Source organism: Desulfitobacterium chlororespirans DSM 11544, assembly GCF_900143285.1.
GTDB classification, from domain to species: domain Bacteria; phylum Bacillota; class Desulfitobacteriia; order Desulfitobacteriales; family Desulfitobacteriaceae; genus Desulfitobacterium; species Desulfitobacterium chlororespirans.
In genome coordinates this window covers 152,009-166,377 of the sequence record NZ_FRDN01000012.1, presented here as the reverse complement: position 1 = coordinate 166,377, position 14,369 = coordinate 152,009, and the positions used below count along the sequence as shown (strand labels likewise).

The window sequence follows — 14,369 nt, the reverse complement described above, 5'->3', positions numbered from 1 at the left end:
TATGTTTCTCCTTCCTTAACTCTTCATCTTCGGGTCGAATGCGTCCCGCAAGCCATCGCCTAATAGGTTAAAACTAAGAATGATCAGGCTGATCAGCAAAGCCGGCGCCATCAACAGATAAGGATAACTGTTCAGGCCGTTGAGGGCATCACTGGCCAGAGAACCTAAAGAAGGCAAAGGAACAGCAACCCCCAGGCCAAGGAAGCTCAGAAAACTCTCCGTGAAAATAGAAGATGGAATCTGCAGCGTGGTGGTAACAATCAAAGTTCCGATACAGTTGGTCAGAAGATGCTTGCGGATAATGCGGCCTGTACCGGCACCCAAAGCTCTGGCTGCCGTTACATATTCATTTTGCTTAAGGGCCAGCACCTGGCTGCGGACAATCCGCGCCATACCCACCCAATACAGCAGGGCAAACACCAGAAAAATACTGATGAGATTGGGCCCTACCGTCTGAATCCAGCCAAACCCGGGCTTTGTCGCCAGGATGCCCAAGGGATCCCGGATGGCGAAAGAAATCAGGACAATCAGGAGAATATCCGGTACTGTATAAATAATATCGACGAGTCGCATCATCATGAGATCTACCCAGCCGCCAAAGAAGCCGGACACAGCACCGTAAGTTGAACCAATGACCAAAATGATAGCGGAAGCGATTAAGCCTACCATTAAGGAAATACGGCTGCCCACCATCACACGGACAGCATAGTCGCGGCCCAAATTATCGGTTCCCAGAATATGGGGGAACACTTTTTCTCCGGCATCAATGCGCAGTTGTTCCTGAGTGGAGTAGGTCATGGGTTTGAGGTACTCAGAGCCCTTGGTCTGCTGCTCATATTTATAAGGATAAAAGCTGGGCACGATAAAAGAAAAAAACATAACGACCAGAATGACTGTAAGGCTGATCATAGCCACCTTATTTTTCCTGAGCCGCCGCATGGCATCCTTCCAAAAGCTGACACCGGGGCGCATTTGGGTGAGACTTTGCTTTTCTGCATCGGTTGCAGGCAGAAAATCTTCAACCTTTAATTGTAAGCTAAGCGGATTTTTTTCTGTCATTTTCTGCCCTCCCTACTTGAGTTGGATACGCGGATCAATAAATTTATAAAGAATATCGATCAATGCATTAATGGTAATAACAAGCGTCGCCAAGAAAATTGTGGTGCCCATAATTACTGTGTAATCACGGTTGACGATGGAACTGACAAATTGACCGCCTAAACCGGGAATGACGAAAATCTTCTCCACGATGAAACTGCCGGTCAGAGTAAAGGCCAGCATAGGGCCTACATAAGTGATAACAGGCAGGATCGCGTTGCGCAAAGCATGCTTGAAAAGGCTCTTCATCTGAGAAAGACCTTTGGCACGAGCTGTTCGCATATAATCCTGACCAATCACATCGAGCATGGACGAGCGCATCAGTCGTGTAATATAGGCTGTTGGATAGAAGGAAAGGGCAAATACGGGAAGGATATAATGAGCCGGTGTTGTGAGACCCATGGTCGGCAATACCCCTAAGTAGACGCCGAACACATACATACCTACGGTACAGATAACAAAACTGGGAAAGGCAATGCCGCAGGTGGCGATGACGATGATCAGGTCGTCGAGCCATTTACCCCGGTTAAGAGCAGCAATGCTTCCCAGAGGAATTCCAATCGATAGGGCTGCAAGCACTGCGATACCGCCCAGCTTGGCTGATACCGGAAACTTGCTGACAATAATATCGGTGACAGTGCGGCCACGTTGTTTTAAACTCAAACCAAAGTCGCCCTGAGCAGCACTTAACATGTAGTTTTTGTATTGAACAATCAGTGGCTTGTCCAACCCGAATTTCTCATGGAGCGCAGCCTGAGCTTGCGCACTAATGGACTTTTCTGCAACAAATGGACCACCGGGCACCATGTTCATTAGAAAAAAAGTTATGGTTGCAACCACAAAGATCGTCATCACTGCCAGAATAATTCGCTTAATAACGTATTTAATCATTCACTAATACTCCCTCGCTCTTTTCATAAATCTGAACCCGGCCACCCATTTTGCTCAAAACATCTAAACCCCAATTTTCATATAATTTCAACACAGACGCGTTTCAATTTTAACAATCGAAGTGAACTTTGTCAATTAGCATAGAAAGGCAAAAAACCTTCGCGCGGGCTTATACTAAAGCAAAGACACCTTTTAAAAAAACATTAAAGAACGACACTATCTACGACCGGAACAAGTCTGAACGCTCTCTTAGCGGTCGGCATTCTCTCCAGCAAAGTGATAAGGTTTTTTGGCTCATCCAATTATTGGCATCACTATCATAGCAAGAAGAGCTCTGTTGAAAGCCATGTAAACCTTGAGAGTATTGAAAAAAAGCACTCCTATCAATGATTGAATAGGAGTGCTTCGGATAAAAAAGCCTTGTTAATTTTAGCTCACTTTACTCATAACCCTCAATTTGTCGGCAAGAAGGGCGACAAATTCTGAATTGGTTGGTTTTTGTCGTTCAATATTCATGGAATATCCGAAAATGCGTTTTAAAGTCTCTGTATGCCCCCGCTCCCATGCTAATTCGATGGCATGCCGGATACCTCGCTCCACGCGGCTGGGTGCAGTATCATACTTCTTGGCAATGGCCGGATAGAGCTCCTTGGTTACCGCCCCCAATAATGACACATCTTCGACGACCATCAGAATCGCATCTCTTATGTATTGGTATCCCTTGACATGGGCCGGAATCCCGATTTGATGCATCATATTCGTCACTTCTGCCCCTAAATTAACACTTGTGCCTGCGTTGGTCACAGCATTCATTGTTGAAGTCATCGGAGTCGATGAGGAGGGTGCGCTTTGGGTCAAACTACGGATCCTCTTACCCAGAATCTCCAGATCAAAGGGCTTCAAAATAAAATAATCTACACCAAGCATCATGGCCTGATGGGTTAAGGATTCCTGACCAAAGGCGGTAAGCATGATAACCTTGGGCCGTGAAGCCGTCGTCCGTCCGTTTATTCTTTCCAAAACACCTAACCCGTCCAGACTCGGCATAACTAAATCAATGATGACAAGATCCGGTTCCTGAGCTTGAATCAGATCCCAAGCCTCGACTCCATTATACGCTACCCCTATCACCTCGAGATCATCCTGACTTTGGAGAAAATCCTGTAACATTTGGCACAAATTACGGTTATCGTCAGCGACGACAATTTTGATTTTTCTTCCCATTTTCTTTATCATCCTGCCTTATGGTAATTTTCCGGTCCCTATTATCTTGCTATAATGTCAATTCTCTCTTGTCTTCTGCCGGTGACCTTATTATACGTTAGCTGGGATGTCGAAATCGTAAAAAATAAGTAAACCGCATAATTAACCGATTATTCTTAAAGTCCTTATAATAGGGGATTTTCTGGATATTAATGTAAATTAAATCTCGTTATTTTATTCCATTTTTCCCCAGAAGGGTCAATCTGCCATGATTAATCACGAATATGCTAGAAAATTCATATAAAATCCGCTGCATTGAGATTGATGAAAAGATATTAATTAAAAAATGATCTGCATGACCATGACATCCAAACATTGCCCAAACTTCGTCCCCACTTCACGATACTTCCCGGCTTCCCAAAAACCATGCTTTTTAGCTAAGGAAATACTCTTTTCATTGGTGGAAGTAATAAGACCCAATAGCGTATGGTAACCTAATTTTTTTGCCTCCTGGCAAAGAACTTTCAGCAGTGCATCGCCCATGGATTGACCGGTCCACTCAGGAGCGATGTAGACGGAAAACTCTCCGCTTTGTTTGTAGGCCGCCCGTGGATGAAAAGGCGACAGACTCCCCCACCCTGTAACCTGCCCCTGGTTTTCCACTACATAGACAGGATAATAAGGGTCTTGATGATGATCAAACCAGACCTCTGCCGCCGCCAAGGAGCGCTCTTCCAGATCAAAGGTTGCTACCGTATTGAGGACAGCCCAATTATATATTTCATTGATTCGTTCCAAATCCTTAATTTGGGCTTGGCGCAGGATAAATTGTGATGGCATTTTTCTTCCTCATCCTTCCGTAATATGTATAACATCTCCAAAATAAGGGAACATTGAGTGTTGAGTTTAGCAAAGGAGGTCTATTTAATAATGACTGCATCAGTAGATGAAAACTGTATTGGTTGTGGTGCTTGTGCATCCATTTGCCCTGAAATTTTTCGCATGAATGACGAGGGGCTTGCTGAAGCGTATGTAAACCCTGTTCCCGGTGAACTGGAGGAATCTGCCCAGGAAGCTGCGGATGGTTGCCCCACAGATGCCATTCACCTTGACTAATACTACTCTATAGTATCACAGGGGGCGTATCATTTGGATACGCCCCCTGCTTTTTTACTCAAATTTATTTATTTAACTGTAGCCGCTGTTTGTTTTAGGCATTTACAACATTTTGAACAGCTTCTTGCAACCCTTCCAGGCCTACGCGATCAATAAGCCGTCCCAGGCGCTCCTGAGGCTTGGCGTTCTCTTTAAAATAGTCCATCACCGCATCAATGACGGGAATGAGCTGATCGGATTGGAGATTCTCCAGAAGCAAATCTCCTCGGCGCGGTTTGACGCCGCCATTTCCGCCCACATAGACATGATATCCCTTGCTGGTTCCCATGATTCCCAGATCCACATTCATGGAATCGGTACATTTATTGGGGCAGCCGGCAATCCCGATTTTAAATTTTGCAGGCAGGGACATACCATGGTAGCGCTTATCCACTTCCATTCCGATACCCAGGGTTTCCTGGAGACCTCGTTTGCAGAAAGTCATACCAGGGCACACTTTGACACTGCGAACACATAGTCCTATAGCATGTCCGGGATCCATCCCCAAATCATCCCAAGCAGCAGGGATGACTTCCGGCTTCAAGCCTACGATAGCAATCCGTTGGGCGGAAGTCACCTTAATTGCGGCAGCATTGTATTTTTCCGCTACATCGGCAATTTTTCGCAATATTTCGGGGGTAGCTACCCCGGCCGGAATATGGGGGGCAATAGCGAACGTCTTTTTATCCATTTGCAGAATGGCACCCTTGGGTTGAGCTTTAGCTTTGGCAGCTTCAGACATCTCCCCTTGCTCCACTGAATTAACAGCCTCCAGGAGCTTTTCAGGGTCGAGCTTGTGCATTTGCGCAGCATTAAGCAGGGTTTCATTTACCGAAAAAGGACACCCCAAACAATGCAACCCTAATTCCTGCATCGCTTCAACCGTTTTAGGGTTGGTGGCCATGATGTCCTTGAGTTTCATTTCTAATGTAAATTTCATTTTAAACACCTCGATATCCTTTAGCCATGAATTAACATAGGCAGACAATGCACACAAACGTGCTTTTCATCCCCTTGATGTACATAAGTTATAACAGGTGTAAGCTCACTGGTTGTTCCGCAATGTGAGCATTCCCGCTCAATATTTTCTTTTTTCGTATCGGCCATGTTTATATCCCCCTTTACAATTATGGCTTAAGTCTAACAAAAATTTATCCCTGCCGATGTGACCTACAGCACTCTTAAGTGTGTTTTTTGGAACACTTTCAGGTTTTACATCTCAGTTTAAACCGTTCTGAAGAGAAATATACTTAGAAAGTATCTAACGCAGATTTATGCTTTCTGACAATAAAAAAACGCGCTCCAAGGCGCGTAAGTTATTGAAGAGCTAAGGACTGAACATCCATCTTTTGAATTTGAATGATTTTCCATCCTTCAGAGGTGGCTCGGGTTTCCATTACATAAGTTTGCACGATTTTATCCTTGACCGGCGAGGTCCATTCTACATTGACCAAAACGCTGTTGGGCTGGGGAGAATCTGCTAACTCCATCTTCTTCAGGCTGATTAAGGGGTTATTTTTAACCTGAGCCTTCCATAATTCAAATTCCTGCTGCCCCAGTGGATTGAGTTCCTTATCCATGAGCAGCTGTTCTGCCAACTCCAGTTGTCTCGTGTCCAGGTAACCCCAAAAACGCTGTACAGCGGCCTGAGGTGAATCCGCATAGTGGGGTTGGGTCAGAGACACCATCACAGATTGAGGAGATTTCCAGGCAACAATCCCCAGTAAACAAACGAGTGTAATTCCCATGATCCAGACATAACGACTTCTAGCCATGTTTTCCCTCCTTGCTTGTCTTCCTACTCTATATCTATAGGAGGGAACTCTCTTTCATGTCATGTCTTAAGTAATTTTTATTTGACTAATTAAATACCTTGCGGAGGAAGCTGAGTACGAACTCAGGCAGACGGACATAGTAAACCTTCATTCAGATCACCTCTTTCCTTCTTTATTACTTTATGCAATCGGCCACCTGATGGGACTCAAATAATTTGGTAATTTTTCACTGCGTCTTCCAATTGAGCAACCAGTAATTTTTCCTCTTCGCTGCTGGCTGTAAAATAAAGCCGTCCGATAATGGAGCTGATGATTTTCAAGACATCCTCAACAACAAGTTTTTCACTCATAGCTAATTGGGCACTGGTCTCTACTAAAGCGATACCAAATTGATGACCGACCCCTTCTTTCATGGTCCTCATACAGGTTTTTCCCAGCAGTTTCATAACTAAAGAAGCCTCTTGGGCGTCGAGCTGCCGAATAGCATCAATAACGGTTGTTAATCCTTGCACCATTCTTAATCCAACATTGGCCCAATTCACTTGTTGATTATCCATGCTCTTCCCTCCATACAAGTGTTTTCCGTGCCATACTATATGCACAAAGCCTTGAATGGGTGAACACAAAAAGGATACAGAGCAATACTCTGTACCCCCATAATATCAACACTTTTTAAGGACAGTAAAACTTATCATTTCCCCAGCTTAGGCACTTTGAACGTGGAGACCATGAGAACGGCCAGCGCTGCCAAAGCCACAGGAAAAACTAACCAAGGCAGATTCCTGTAAAAAAGAACCATTAAGGCCATGAGTCCGCCGGCAAAGGTGATCGGCACGCCCAAAAAATGGGTGCTTATATTAAGAACATTAAACCGTGCCAAGCGGACTGCTCCACATAAAGCAAAAGCTGCGGCAAGAAGCATGCCCCAAACTCCCATATGGGCGGCCAGCACCAGTTGATAGGTTAAAATCGCCGGTGCCACGCCAAAGGAGACCACATCGCATAAAGAATCCAGTTCTTTGCCGAAATCTGAACTCACGGAAAGTTTACGGGCTACCTTTCCATCCATACTATCCATAAGCACAGATAAGAGAATAAACCCGGCAGCCATTTTATATTCGCCATTCATCGTCCAAAGCAAAGACAGAAATCCAAAGAACAAATTCCCTAAGGTAAAGAAACTGGGTATCATATCCATTTTAATGGGTTTGCCACTCACACAACGTCACTCTCCCAACATTTACTAACCTGACTTTGCTTCATCTTATCTCCAGCTGATGGGAGAACATCTTACATCTCATCTATACACCCTGGTAAGGCCCAGGAAGCTTGACTGCAATTATGCTTAAGTGTATCATCTTTTATCAAATTATAAAAGCAGTTCCTTTTGATATTCCTCGTCAAACCACAGATCAATTTTGTCGAGAATTTGCGACCTGCTGGTCCGGATATGAGTTTTGACCGGCAGGGAACTCAGGAAATGTCTCCCATAGCGTTTATGAATAACCCGGCCATCGCATAGAATCACCAGCCCTCGATCCGACTTAGAGCGGATTAAACGGCCAAAGCCTTGTTTAAACCGAAGTACGGCCTCGGGAAGAAGAAACTCGTAGAAGGGATTTCTCCCCTGTGCTTCAAGATACTCCGACCGCGCTGCAATGAGCGGGCGATTAGGCGGGCCGAAAGGTAGTTTTACGAGAATAACGCAGGACAATCCATCTCCAGGGATATCAATACCTTCCCAGAAGCTGCTGGCCCCCAACAAAACACTCCTGGAGTTGTTGAGAAATGCTTCGAGAATGGCCTGACGTCCTCCGTCTATACCTTGAGCCAGCAGTTCAATTCCTGAGCCTCCGAGGTAGCGGCTTAAAGGCAAGTGAATCTCCCGCAAAAAGCGATGGGAGGTAAAAAGCACCAGGGTCCTCCCCTGCATGCGCTCAGCTACCTCAGATATAAAAAGCGCCACTTCCTCTGTATTGAACAAATCACTTTGCTCCACATCCACTAAGTCCTTTACGACCAGCAGCTGCATCTGACGATCATAGTCAAAAGGAGAATCCACCAATAAAGACGGCGTACTTTCATCCAAGCCAATTTCCCGCAAAAAATGCTGAAAGGAATTGGCAATGCTGATGGTCGCGGAGGTCAACACAGCGCAGTCCAGGGTTGCAAACAGTTTCTCCTTAAGAAGGTTGCTCACATCCACCGGCGAGGTTTTCAGGAGAATCCGATTGCTTTGTTCCAGCCAGCTGACCCGGGTAGGTTGATCCACTTGCTGAGCAAGAACAAAACACTCTCGCATCTCTTCAAGATTTCGTATTCGCCCTGAAATCTCATGGGCAAGAGCGGCCGAGTCCTCATCATCCTGTGCATCAAGAAGATTAAGCATGGCTTTCAATAAATCCGTTATGATCTTAAGCCGCCCTAACAAATTTTCGATCTGCACGGCAACGGTTTGCCACCAGCTTTCCTGGTAGCAGTGAACGGTTAACCGATAGGAAAGTTCATTTCCCACTATTTGGGCAAAGGTGGCAAAAAGCTCCTCAGCCTGCTGATAGAGTTCATCACAGGCTTCCGGTAGTTTCTCAAGATAGCCGCGAAAACGCTCCCAAAGAGCCACAGAAAGAATGCGTTCCCACACTTGAGCCCTTGCTTTGACATTCCCGTAGAAGCTGCCTGCCATAGAACGGCTGAGCAAATTCAGGACCCGGGAAATCTGTTCCAGGCTGATCTCATTGCCTAATTGCTCCAAAGCCGCTTGATGGAGATGATGGGCCTCGTCTATGATCAATTCATGGTACTCGGGCAGGATATTCTTCTCCGTCCTGATATCCGAAAAGAGCAGCGAGTGATTAACGATGATCAAGTCGGCCTCTTCGGCGCGTTTACGGGACTGCAGCATATAACAGCGATTGGCGTGAGCGCATTTTCCGGGGATGCAGCTCTCTTCCTCGCAATTCAGACTCCCCCATAGCTTGCCCAGGTTAGGAATTTGGGAGACCTCCTGCCAATCCCCGGTGGTTGTTTCTCTAAGCCACACCATAACGCTGAGCAGCGCCAGCCGCTCACCTGGATCTAATTCCGTAGTGATGCCCAGGGTAAAAGACCATCTTTTCAAGCATATATAATTTGATTTCCCTTTTAATAAAGCCCCACGGAAAGAAAAGGGCAGGACCTGAGCAAGGAGAGGAAGATCTTTTTTGAATATCTGCTCCTGTAAAGGAATGGTATGAGTAGCCACCACGACTTTTTTGCCTGTTTTTTTAGACCACCACAGGCCGGGAATTAAATAGGCATAGGATTTCCCTGTACCCGTTCCAGCCTCGATGACGATATGGGTCGAGCCTGTTAAGGACTCACCCACGGCTTTAGCCATCTGCAGCTGGCCAAGACGGCTTTCATAACTTTTAAGTTTATTTTCCAGAATGCCCCCTGAAGAAAAGCAGGATTCAATCCATCCCACGTCTTCTGCGAAGGCTTCTTCCACCTCTAGATCTTCAAAAAGGCCTAAATCCTGCTCATAAAGCACTAAGTCGGTTCGAATCAGGCGTTCAGGAAATTTTCGCTTGACGGTTTTCTCTAATTCCCGCAAAAAGCCGGCCACCCGAGCGCTGCCGGCAAGGGAAAGGGCTCTTTGATAGAAACCCAAATCCAAAGTCAATCCTTTTTCCCAACAGACTTGCAGCAGCTCCCAAGCGGCCCGGGCGTCAAATAATGCCCGGTGGGCCTTTTCCAGGGGCGTCAAACCGAGGCTCTTGGTTAAGTCGCCCAGTTTGTATTTAGGCATATTAGGATAAAGGATGCGTGCAATCTCCAATGTATCCCAGAGAGTGTTTTCAAAATGAATAGTTAAGGCCCGCTCGAGAAACCCTAAATCAAACTCCACATTATGCCCCACGATAATGGCATCCTGGAAGAGAGCCAGAATTTTATCACGATAAGCCTGAAGGGAACCGGCTTGCTTTAGTTCCTCCGGAGAGATACCCGTCAGTCGTAAAATCCGCTCCGGAACTTGCCTCCGGGGTGAGATCAAAACGCTGAAAGCCTCCGCTTCCTCCCCCTCTTCAATGCTCAGGGCAGCAAATTCTATGATTTCATCGTTATAGATATCAAATCCGGTAGTTTCAATATCAATAACTACTATTTTTCTTTTAATCATTAATGAGCCCCTTTCTGAAAGTCATTTTACACATATTTGCCCGGGGAATCAATGCAGGACTTCAAAAAAAGGGTTTAGCTTTTTTAAAGCGAATTAATAATAATTGACATTAATGCAGCGTTCAGGAGGAAATAAACTTGATTAAGTTTCGCAGGATATCTTCACTGATGTGCCTTATTCTGCTGCTCTTTATTTTGAGCGGCTGCGCCGATAGACCTTTTTTAACTAAAGAGGGCACTTACAGCATCGTCTCCATTTCTCCAGAGGATACTATACAAAAAACGCCCATTGAATTAACCTGGAATTCGAATATCGCTGTCATGCAAAAACTTCTCCTTGAAGCCTCCTTTGTTTTAAGCGATCTCCATTCTATTCCTGAAGCAGAGCCTGGAGAAGCCTTGGCCCAGGAGGAGGCCACACTTGTACAAGCTGAAGAAAGCACTGCTGCCCTTACCGATGCCATAGAGCCGGCTCAGGATCTGAACGAACTCAAAATAGACAGCAAAGCTGAAATCCCGGGCAATCTACCCGGTGAGCCCGCCGGAGTCGTCCTTTTGGAAGCAACCTTTCCTGAGGTGAAATCCTTTGAGCTTCTCATTGATAATGAGCTCAAGACTCTACATATATCGTCTATTCAGATTGAGGTCATCGGTAATCATCCTAGTCGGGTCCTATTGAACCAAAGTATCGTCCTGCAAGGAATTCCCAATCCGAATCTCCAATCCGCTTTTGAAGAATATTTAAAGATGCAGCAGAAAACCGAACAAATACCTGGCAACGCCTAGGTTAAAACTCCATTTGACGCACCGAAAAACAAGAAGCTCGCTTGACAGCGGCTTCTTGTTGTCTTTATCGATCATTTAAATCACTATCAAGGGTTGGCTTTAACCGGACTGGGAAAATGGCGGCAGAATCGATTGAAGCCAAAGACATACATGGCTAATTTTTCGGGTCGCAAGTGCATCCATTCTGACACGTTCATTTCTTCACCGAAACGATTTCGCAGCACCCCGTCACTTTGTATCCAGCCGCTAGGGCCATCCTCATGTAATCTGACTTCCCAGATCGTTTTATTTTCCAGACATTGCACCGATGAAATATGCAGCCCGCATCGAGCATGGTAAATTTCAATGAGCTTGACAATTAAAGTCATCAAGGGGTCAACGTGATGTTCCGTATCCAAGGGAGTGATTTGAATCTCTTCCTTTATTTGTCTTGCTAATTCCTCAAGGCCTTCTTCCTTACGGTACCGTTGTTCAAGGGGGATATTCAAGTTTTTTGTATATAAAGATCCCGAGCGCAAATCAAAATGGAGGGGGTCATGTGCCTGGAGATTAACGATTAGCCGACTTCCATCCACTTGAATTTGTCCCGGTACACTTGACAGGAGCTGGTGAGCGATTTGGTAGGCAAGAATATGGGCAGATACTTCCCGCTCATCACGCTGTGTACAGCTTTGGCATTCTTTTACAGGATTGACCACTAACGCTACCCTCAAATCTAACACCTCCATAGTTTCTCTATTGAGTCTATCCCTATTATACACAAATCCTAAAGAAAAATCCTCACAATATTTTAAATTTTATAACAATTCACCGCAAAATTTTTGTGCTTTATTAGCCCTGTGAGAATAAACTCTATCGCCCCTGATAGGTACAAGAAAAGGAGATCCTGCTCTATCTCCTTTTCTGCCTTCAACCTCTTGCTTACATCATTCTTTTAAAATCTCTCATCAATGACATCAAACATCTGCGGGGTAGCCTGCTTAAAGGCTTTGTTCTCGCCAACTCCGGCCGCCCAATTTTCGTATGCGTTGAGATCATCCCATTTGGTCATCACCATAATCTCATTGGAATTGGTTTGTTCGTTGATGCTGGCGTATTTAAACCCGCCCACCTGCTCTAACGTGTCCAGACCGCTGCGAATATCCGATAATAACCGATCACGATCGGGTGCATCAAAAGTATGAACGATAGTAAGCATGCTGGTACCTCCTGAGCGAACATTTTATTTGCTTTTTATTCTATCCCAACCCTTTATCAATCATGCAATAATTATGAGCGCTTCACTTTTTTTCCTTGTGTTACATAGACTATTCTGTAAGGCTTTTCGATCATGGCGAAGAAAATTCTTACAGTCATCGTTTTTTGCTTCTTAAAATGCTATACTTGAATTGTGAATCGCATCAATGTGTGACAAGGAGGATCCTGATGAAGTTAGTTTATCTAAAAACAGACTTCCCGAACGGTCGATCCCATATCCTCATGCGCAATACTGAGTCCCCAATCCCCGAATTAAATCATTTTGTACTCGTACTTACCAATCGGGGAACCCTTTGGGTTGATGTTTTTTGGCCATATGATGATGAATCTGAGCGCTATACCCGGCGTATTTCCGAACAGCAATTTTGGCAGATATTCCGGGAGTGGCGTCTTAACGGAGTCCAACTTGGCGATACGGAGCAAGTAGCTGCCGTCTTAGCCAAGCGGCAATTAAACCTAAAAAAACAACAGGTCGATGCCTAATGAACAATAATAAGGCAGCCGGGATCATGATCTCGGCTGCCTTATTATTGTTCTAAATGAATTAGCTGGCGTTTATCACTTCTGTCCTCACTGGTTTAGTAAAGTCCGAATGTTTTTGCGCCATCAAAATTAGGAGCAATCATTTTCAGATCATCGGCTTTAATAGCATAGTCCATAAACTTTAAGCGAATATATTCTCCTTTTTCCAAAACATTGCTTTTGCCGGAGGCCGAAGCAATGCCGATGGCAAACCCATCATGCGTGGCTGTGTCGCTGTTAGGTACATTAAAAGCTGAAAATACATCCTCGGCGGTGATTCGGCCCAAGGCCTCTTCCAGAGCAACATATTCGGTTTTCAACTCCAATGACGGCTCTTTAAAAAGCAATTCCAGGGCCTCTTCCCTGGTTGGATAATCGCCATACTGTCTATGGCAACGTGTTGCACAGGTTCGGCAGGGTTGTGCACAATTTTCGATCGACATAGGAGTTGCTCCTTTCATGCCTGTAAGCGAAAAACTCAACCTTCGGCGATGGTGATTCCGCATTGCTCAGCCATGGCCCGCTTAGCCGGCCTGCTGTCACGGTATTCAATATTATCCTCACTAAAGGATGCTTGCTGACGAGTACCTTGCCAATAATCCACTTTTAGATTGACGGCCAGTGCAAATAAGGAGTTACCGGCCCCGGCCCGAATCCCCTGATTCTGCTCTTGTTCCGTCCAGCCGGCCGCTGTTGTTACATTAAGGGAGCGATAAAGCAAGCGGGCAATCGCTACCAGGCGTGCCGCCTCCTCAACAGAACACGCTTCCCAGTCATGCATGGGGATTGCCGGATCTGGAGTGAATTTTGAAATATACACACTGGCTAAATGGGGAAACTGAGCAATATCAAATAAGCTGTTAACATAATCTTCATAGCGGGTCTCCTTAGGCCCTAATCCGGCCATGATCCCTGAACCCATTGCCAGTCCCGCTTTTTGAATATCCCAGGCAAATTGCATCTTCTTGTCAAAATCGTCTCCGGGCTTCACCTTCCGAAAAACTTCCCGGTTGGTGATTTCAAATACGGCACCAATACTGTCGACGCCCCATGCTTTTAATTGTTCCATGGTCTCCACACTCATGGCGGCACCGCAGTTAACGTTGATTTTCATATCCGTCAAACCTGCTTCATAGATGCTGCGGACGATCTCCAGGACTTCTTGGCCTTCGCTTCCCAGAGTTGTTCCACCGCTGAGGTGAAACTTTTTTACCCCTTCCCTGCGAAAATACCGGGCTCCCGCCACAATCGCTTCCACCGGCAGGGGATTTTGATCTTTTTTCCGCCAATAGGGACAATAATTACAGAGGGGCCGAAGCCGGCAAGGCAAGACACTGGCGATCCCGCCGGTAAAGTGATACACATCCCCGGTTTCTGCTTTGCGAACAGCTCTGGCTGCGGCAAACAAGCTGTTCCGCTTCTCTTCCGTCTCAGTGTTTTGAAACAGGAACAAGGCCTCCTCCCGGGTTACGGGACGCTTCAGAACACTGTCAAGAACGTCATGAAAGTTCAAAATCCAGTCAC

At 45.6% G+C, this 14,369-nt stretch carries 17 protein-coding genes; 3 read left to right on the top strand and 14 right to left on the bottom strand.

The features are described from left to right. Positions 1 to 15: 15 nt before the first annotated feature. From BUA14_RS19060 to BUA14_RS19045, 4 genes are all read right to left on the bottom strand, one after another. Positions 16 to 1,059: an ABC transporter permease gene (locus BUA14_RS19060; RefSeq protein WP_072774043.1), complete on the bottom strand. Its 1,044-nt coding sequence runs from the start codon at positions 1,057 to 1,059 to the stop codon at positions 16 to 18. A gap of 12 nt (positions 1,060 to 1,071) precedes the next feature. Further along, a complete protein-coding gene (locus BUA14_RS19055) occupies positions 1,072 to 1,989 on the bottom strand; it encodes an ABC transporter permease (RefSeq protein WP_072774042.1) in 918 nt (305 codons plus the stop codon). Positions 1,990 to 2,418: 429 nt separating this feature from the next. Then, the gene (gene spo0A / locus BUA14_RS19050; protein ID WP_072774041.1) at positions 2,419 to 3,213 is read right to left on the bottom strand and encodes a sporulation transcription factor Spo0A; all 795 of its coding nucleotides are present in this window, start codon (positions 3,211 to 3,213) and stop codon (positions 2,419 to 2,421) included. A gap of 318 nt (positions 3,214 to 3,531) precedes the next feature. Continuing rightward, a complete protein-coding gene (locus BUA14_RS19045; protein WP_072774040.1) occupies positions 3,532 to 4,032 on the bottom strand; it encodes a GNAT family N-acetyltransferase in 501 nt (166 codons plus the stop codon). Positions 4,033 to 4,122: 90 nt separating this feature from the next. Here BUA14_RS19045 and BUA14_RS19040 point away from each other — a divergent pair, with 90 nt between their 5' ends. Continuing rightward, positions 4,123 to 4,308 (top strand): ferredoxin, encoded by a 186-nt coding sequence (locus BUA14_RS19040; RefSeq protein WP_072774039.1) that lies wholly within the window; start codon positions 4,123 to 4,125, stop codon positions 4,306 to 4,308. Positions 4,309 to 4,402: 94 nt separating this feature from the next. On the opposite strand, the gene BUA14_RS19035 is transcribed toward BUA14_RS19040, so the two are convergent. The 6 genes from BUA14_RS19035 to BUA14_RS19015 all read right to left on the bottom strand — a co-directional run bounded on the left by BUA14_RS19035 (position 4,403) and on the right by BUA14_RS19015 (position 10,281). Then, a complete protein-coding gene (locus BUA14_RS19035) occupies positions 4,403 to 5,287 on the bottom strand; it encodes a DUF1858 domain-containing protein (protein ID WP_072774038.1) in 885 nt (294 codons plus the stop codon). Positions 5,288 to 5,307: 20 nt separating this feature from the next. After that, positions 5,308 to 5,454 (bottom strand): hypothetical protein, encoded by a 147-nt coding sequence (locus BUA14_RS28055; RefSeq protein ID WP_005811986.1) that lies wholly within the window; start codon positions 5,452 to 5,454, stop codon positions 5,308 to 5,310. A gap of 209 nt (positions 5,455 to 5,663) precedes the next feature. Next, complete coding sequence (locus BUA14_RS19030) at positions 5,664 to 6,122, bottom strand: hypothetical protein (RefSeq protein WP_072774037.1); 459 nt, start codon at positions 6,120 to 6,122, stop codon at positions 5,664 to 5,666. Between the two features lie 206 nt (positions 6,123 to 6,328). Next, the gene (locus BUA14_RS19025) at positions 6,329 to 6,679 is read right to left on the bottom strand and encodes a recombinase (protein ID WP_015944339.1); all 351 of its coding nucleotides are present in this window, start codon (positions 6,677 to 6,679) and stop codon (positions 6,329 to 6,331) included. A gap of 134 nt (positions 6,680 to 6,813) precedes the next feature. Continuing rightward, entirely contained in the window at positions 6,814 to 7,341 is a 528-nt protein-coding gene (gene pssA, locus BUA14_RS19020; RefSeq protein WP_072774036.1) for a CDP-diacylglycerol--serine O-phosphatidyltransferase, read from the bottom strand. Positions 7,342 to 7,491: 150 nt separating this feature from the next. Beyond that, a complete protein-coding gene (locus BUA14_RS19015; protein WP_072774035.1) occupies positions 7,492 to 10,281 on the bottom strand; it encodes a helicase C-terminal domain-containing protein in 2,790 nt (929 codons plus the stop codon). Positions 10,282 to 10,418: 137 nt separating this feature from the next. Between BUA14_RS19015 and BUA14_RS19010 the strand changes: the two genes are divergently transcribed. Continuing rightward, entirely contained in the window at positions 10,419 to 11,066 is a 648-nt protein-coding gene (locus BUA14_RS19010; RefSeq protein WP_072774034.1) for a hypothetical protein, read from the top strand. Positions 11,067 to 11,152: 86 nt separating this feature from the next. Here BUA14_RS19010 and BUA14_RS19005 read toward each other — a convergent pair whose 3' ends face one another. Together BUA14_RS19005 and BUA14_RS19000 are read right to left on the bottom strand one after the other, a co-directional pair. After that, on the bottom strand, positions 11,153 to 11,788 hold the full coding sequence (locus BUA14_RS19005) for a hypothetical protein (protein WP_242954695.1): 636 nt from the start codon (positions 11,786 to 11,788) through the stop codon (positions 11,153 to 11,155). Positions 11,789 to 12,000: 212 nt separating this feature from the next. Further along, a complete protein-coding gene (locus BUA14_RS19000) occupies positions 12,001 to 12,264 on the bottom strand; it encodes an antibiotic biosynthesis monooxygenase (protein ID WP_072774032.1) in 264 nt (87 codons plus the stop codon). Between the two features lie 227 nt (positions 12,265 to 12,491). Here BUA14_RS19000 and BUA14_RS18995 point away from each other — a divergent pair, with 227 nt between their 5' ends. Continuing rightward, positions 12,492 to 12,806: a hypothetical protein gene (locus tag BUA14_RS18995; protein WP_005811969.1), complete on the top strand. Its 315-nt coding sequence runs from the start codon at positions 12,492 to 12,494 to the stop codon at positions 12,804 to 12,806. A 95-nt stretch (positions 12,807 to 12,901) separates the two neighbouring features. Here the strand turns inward: BUA14_RS18995 and BUA14_RS18990 are convergent, their stop codons facing one another. Both BUA14_RS18990 and BUA14_RS18985 read right to left on the bottom strand, forming a co-directional pair. Beyond that, on the bottom strand, positions 12,902 to 13,288 hold the full coding sequence (locus BUA14_RS18990; RefSeq protein ID WP_072774031.1) for a hypothetical protein: 387 nt from the start codon (positions 13,286 to 13,288) through the stop codon (positions 12,902 to 12,904). Positions 13,289 to 13,323: 35 nt separating this feature from the next. Continuing rightward, positions 13,324 to 14,358 (bottom strand): biotin synthase BioB, encoded by a 1,035-nt coding sequence (locus BUA14_RS18985; RefSeq protein ID WP_178371744.1) that lies wholly within the window; start codon positions 14,356 to 14,358, stop codon positions 13,324 to 13,326. Between the last annotated feature and the right edge of the window lie 11 nt (positions 14,359 to 14,369).

What these genes read in the sequence shown, in the direction of transcription:
- BUA14_RS19060 (WP_072774043.1), bottom strand. Translation starts at nt 1,059, where the DNA reads ATGACAGAAAAAAATCCGCTTAGCTTACAATTAAAGGTTGAAGATTTT.
- BUA14_RS19055 (WP_072774042.1), bottom strand. Translation starts at nt 1,989, where the DNA reads ATGATTAAATACGTTATTAAGCGAATTATTCTGGCAGTGATGACGATC.
- spo0A (WP_072774041.1), bottom strand. Translation starts at nt 3,213, where the DNA reads ATGGGAAGAAAAATCAAAATTGTCGTCGCTGACGATAACCGTAATTTG.
- BUA14_RS19045 (WP_072774040.1), bottom strand. Translation starts at nt 4,032, where the DNA reads ATGCCATCACAATTTATCCTGCGCCAAGCCCAAATTAAGGATTTGGAA.
- BUA14_RS19040 (WP_072774039.1), top strand. Translation starts at nt 4,123, where the DNA reads ATGACTGCATCAGTAGATGAAAACTGTATTGGTTGTGGTGCTTGTGCA.
- BUA14_RS19035 (WP_072774038.1), bottom strand. Translation starts at nt 5,287, where the DNA reads ATGAAATTTACATTAGAAATGAAACTCAAGGACATCATGGCCACCAAC.
- BUA14_RS28055 (WP_005811986.1), bottom strand. Translation starts at nt 5,454, where the DNA reads ATGGCCGATACGAAAAAAGAAAATATTGAGCGGGAATGCTCACATTGC.
- BUA14_RS19030 (WP_072774037.1), bottom strand. Translation starts at nt 6,122, where the DNA reads ATGGCTAGAAGTCGTTATGTCTGGATCATGGGAATTACACTCGTTTGT.
- BUA14_RS19025 (WP_015944339.1), bottom strand. Translation starts at nt 6,679, where the DNA reads ATGGATAATCAACAAGTGAATTGGGCCAATGTTGGATTAAGAATGGTG.
- BUA14_RS19015 (WP_072774035.1), bottom strand. Translation starts at nt 10,281, where the DNA reads ATGATTAAAAGAAAAATAGTAGTTATTGATATTGAAACTACCGGATTT.
- BUA14_RS19000 (WP_072774032.1), bottom strand. Translation starts at nt 12,264, where the DNA reads ATGCTTACTATCGTTCATACTTTTGATGCACCCGATCGTGATCGGTTA.
- BUA14_RS18995 (WP_005811969.1), top strand. Translation starts at nt 12,492, where the DNA reads ATGAAGTTAGTTTATCTAAAAACAGACTTCCCGAACGGTCGATCCCAT.
- BUA14_RS18990 (WP_072774031.1), bottom strand. Translation starts at nt 13,288, where the DNA reads ATGTCGATCGAAAATTGTGCACAACCCTGCCGAACCTGTGCAACACGT.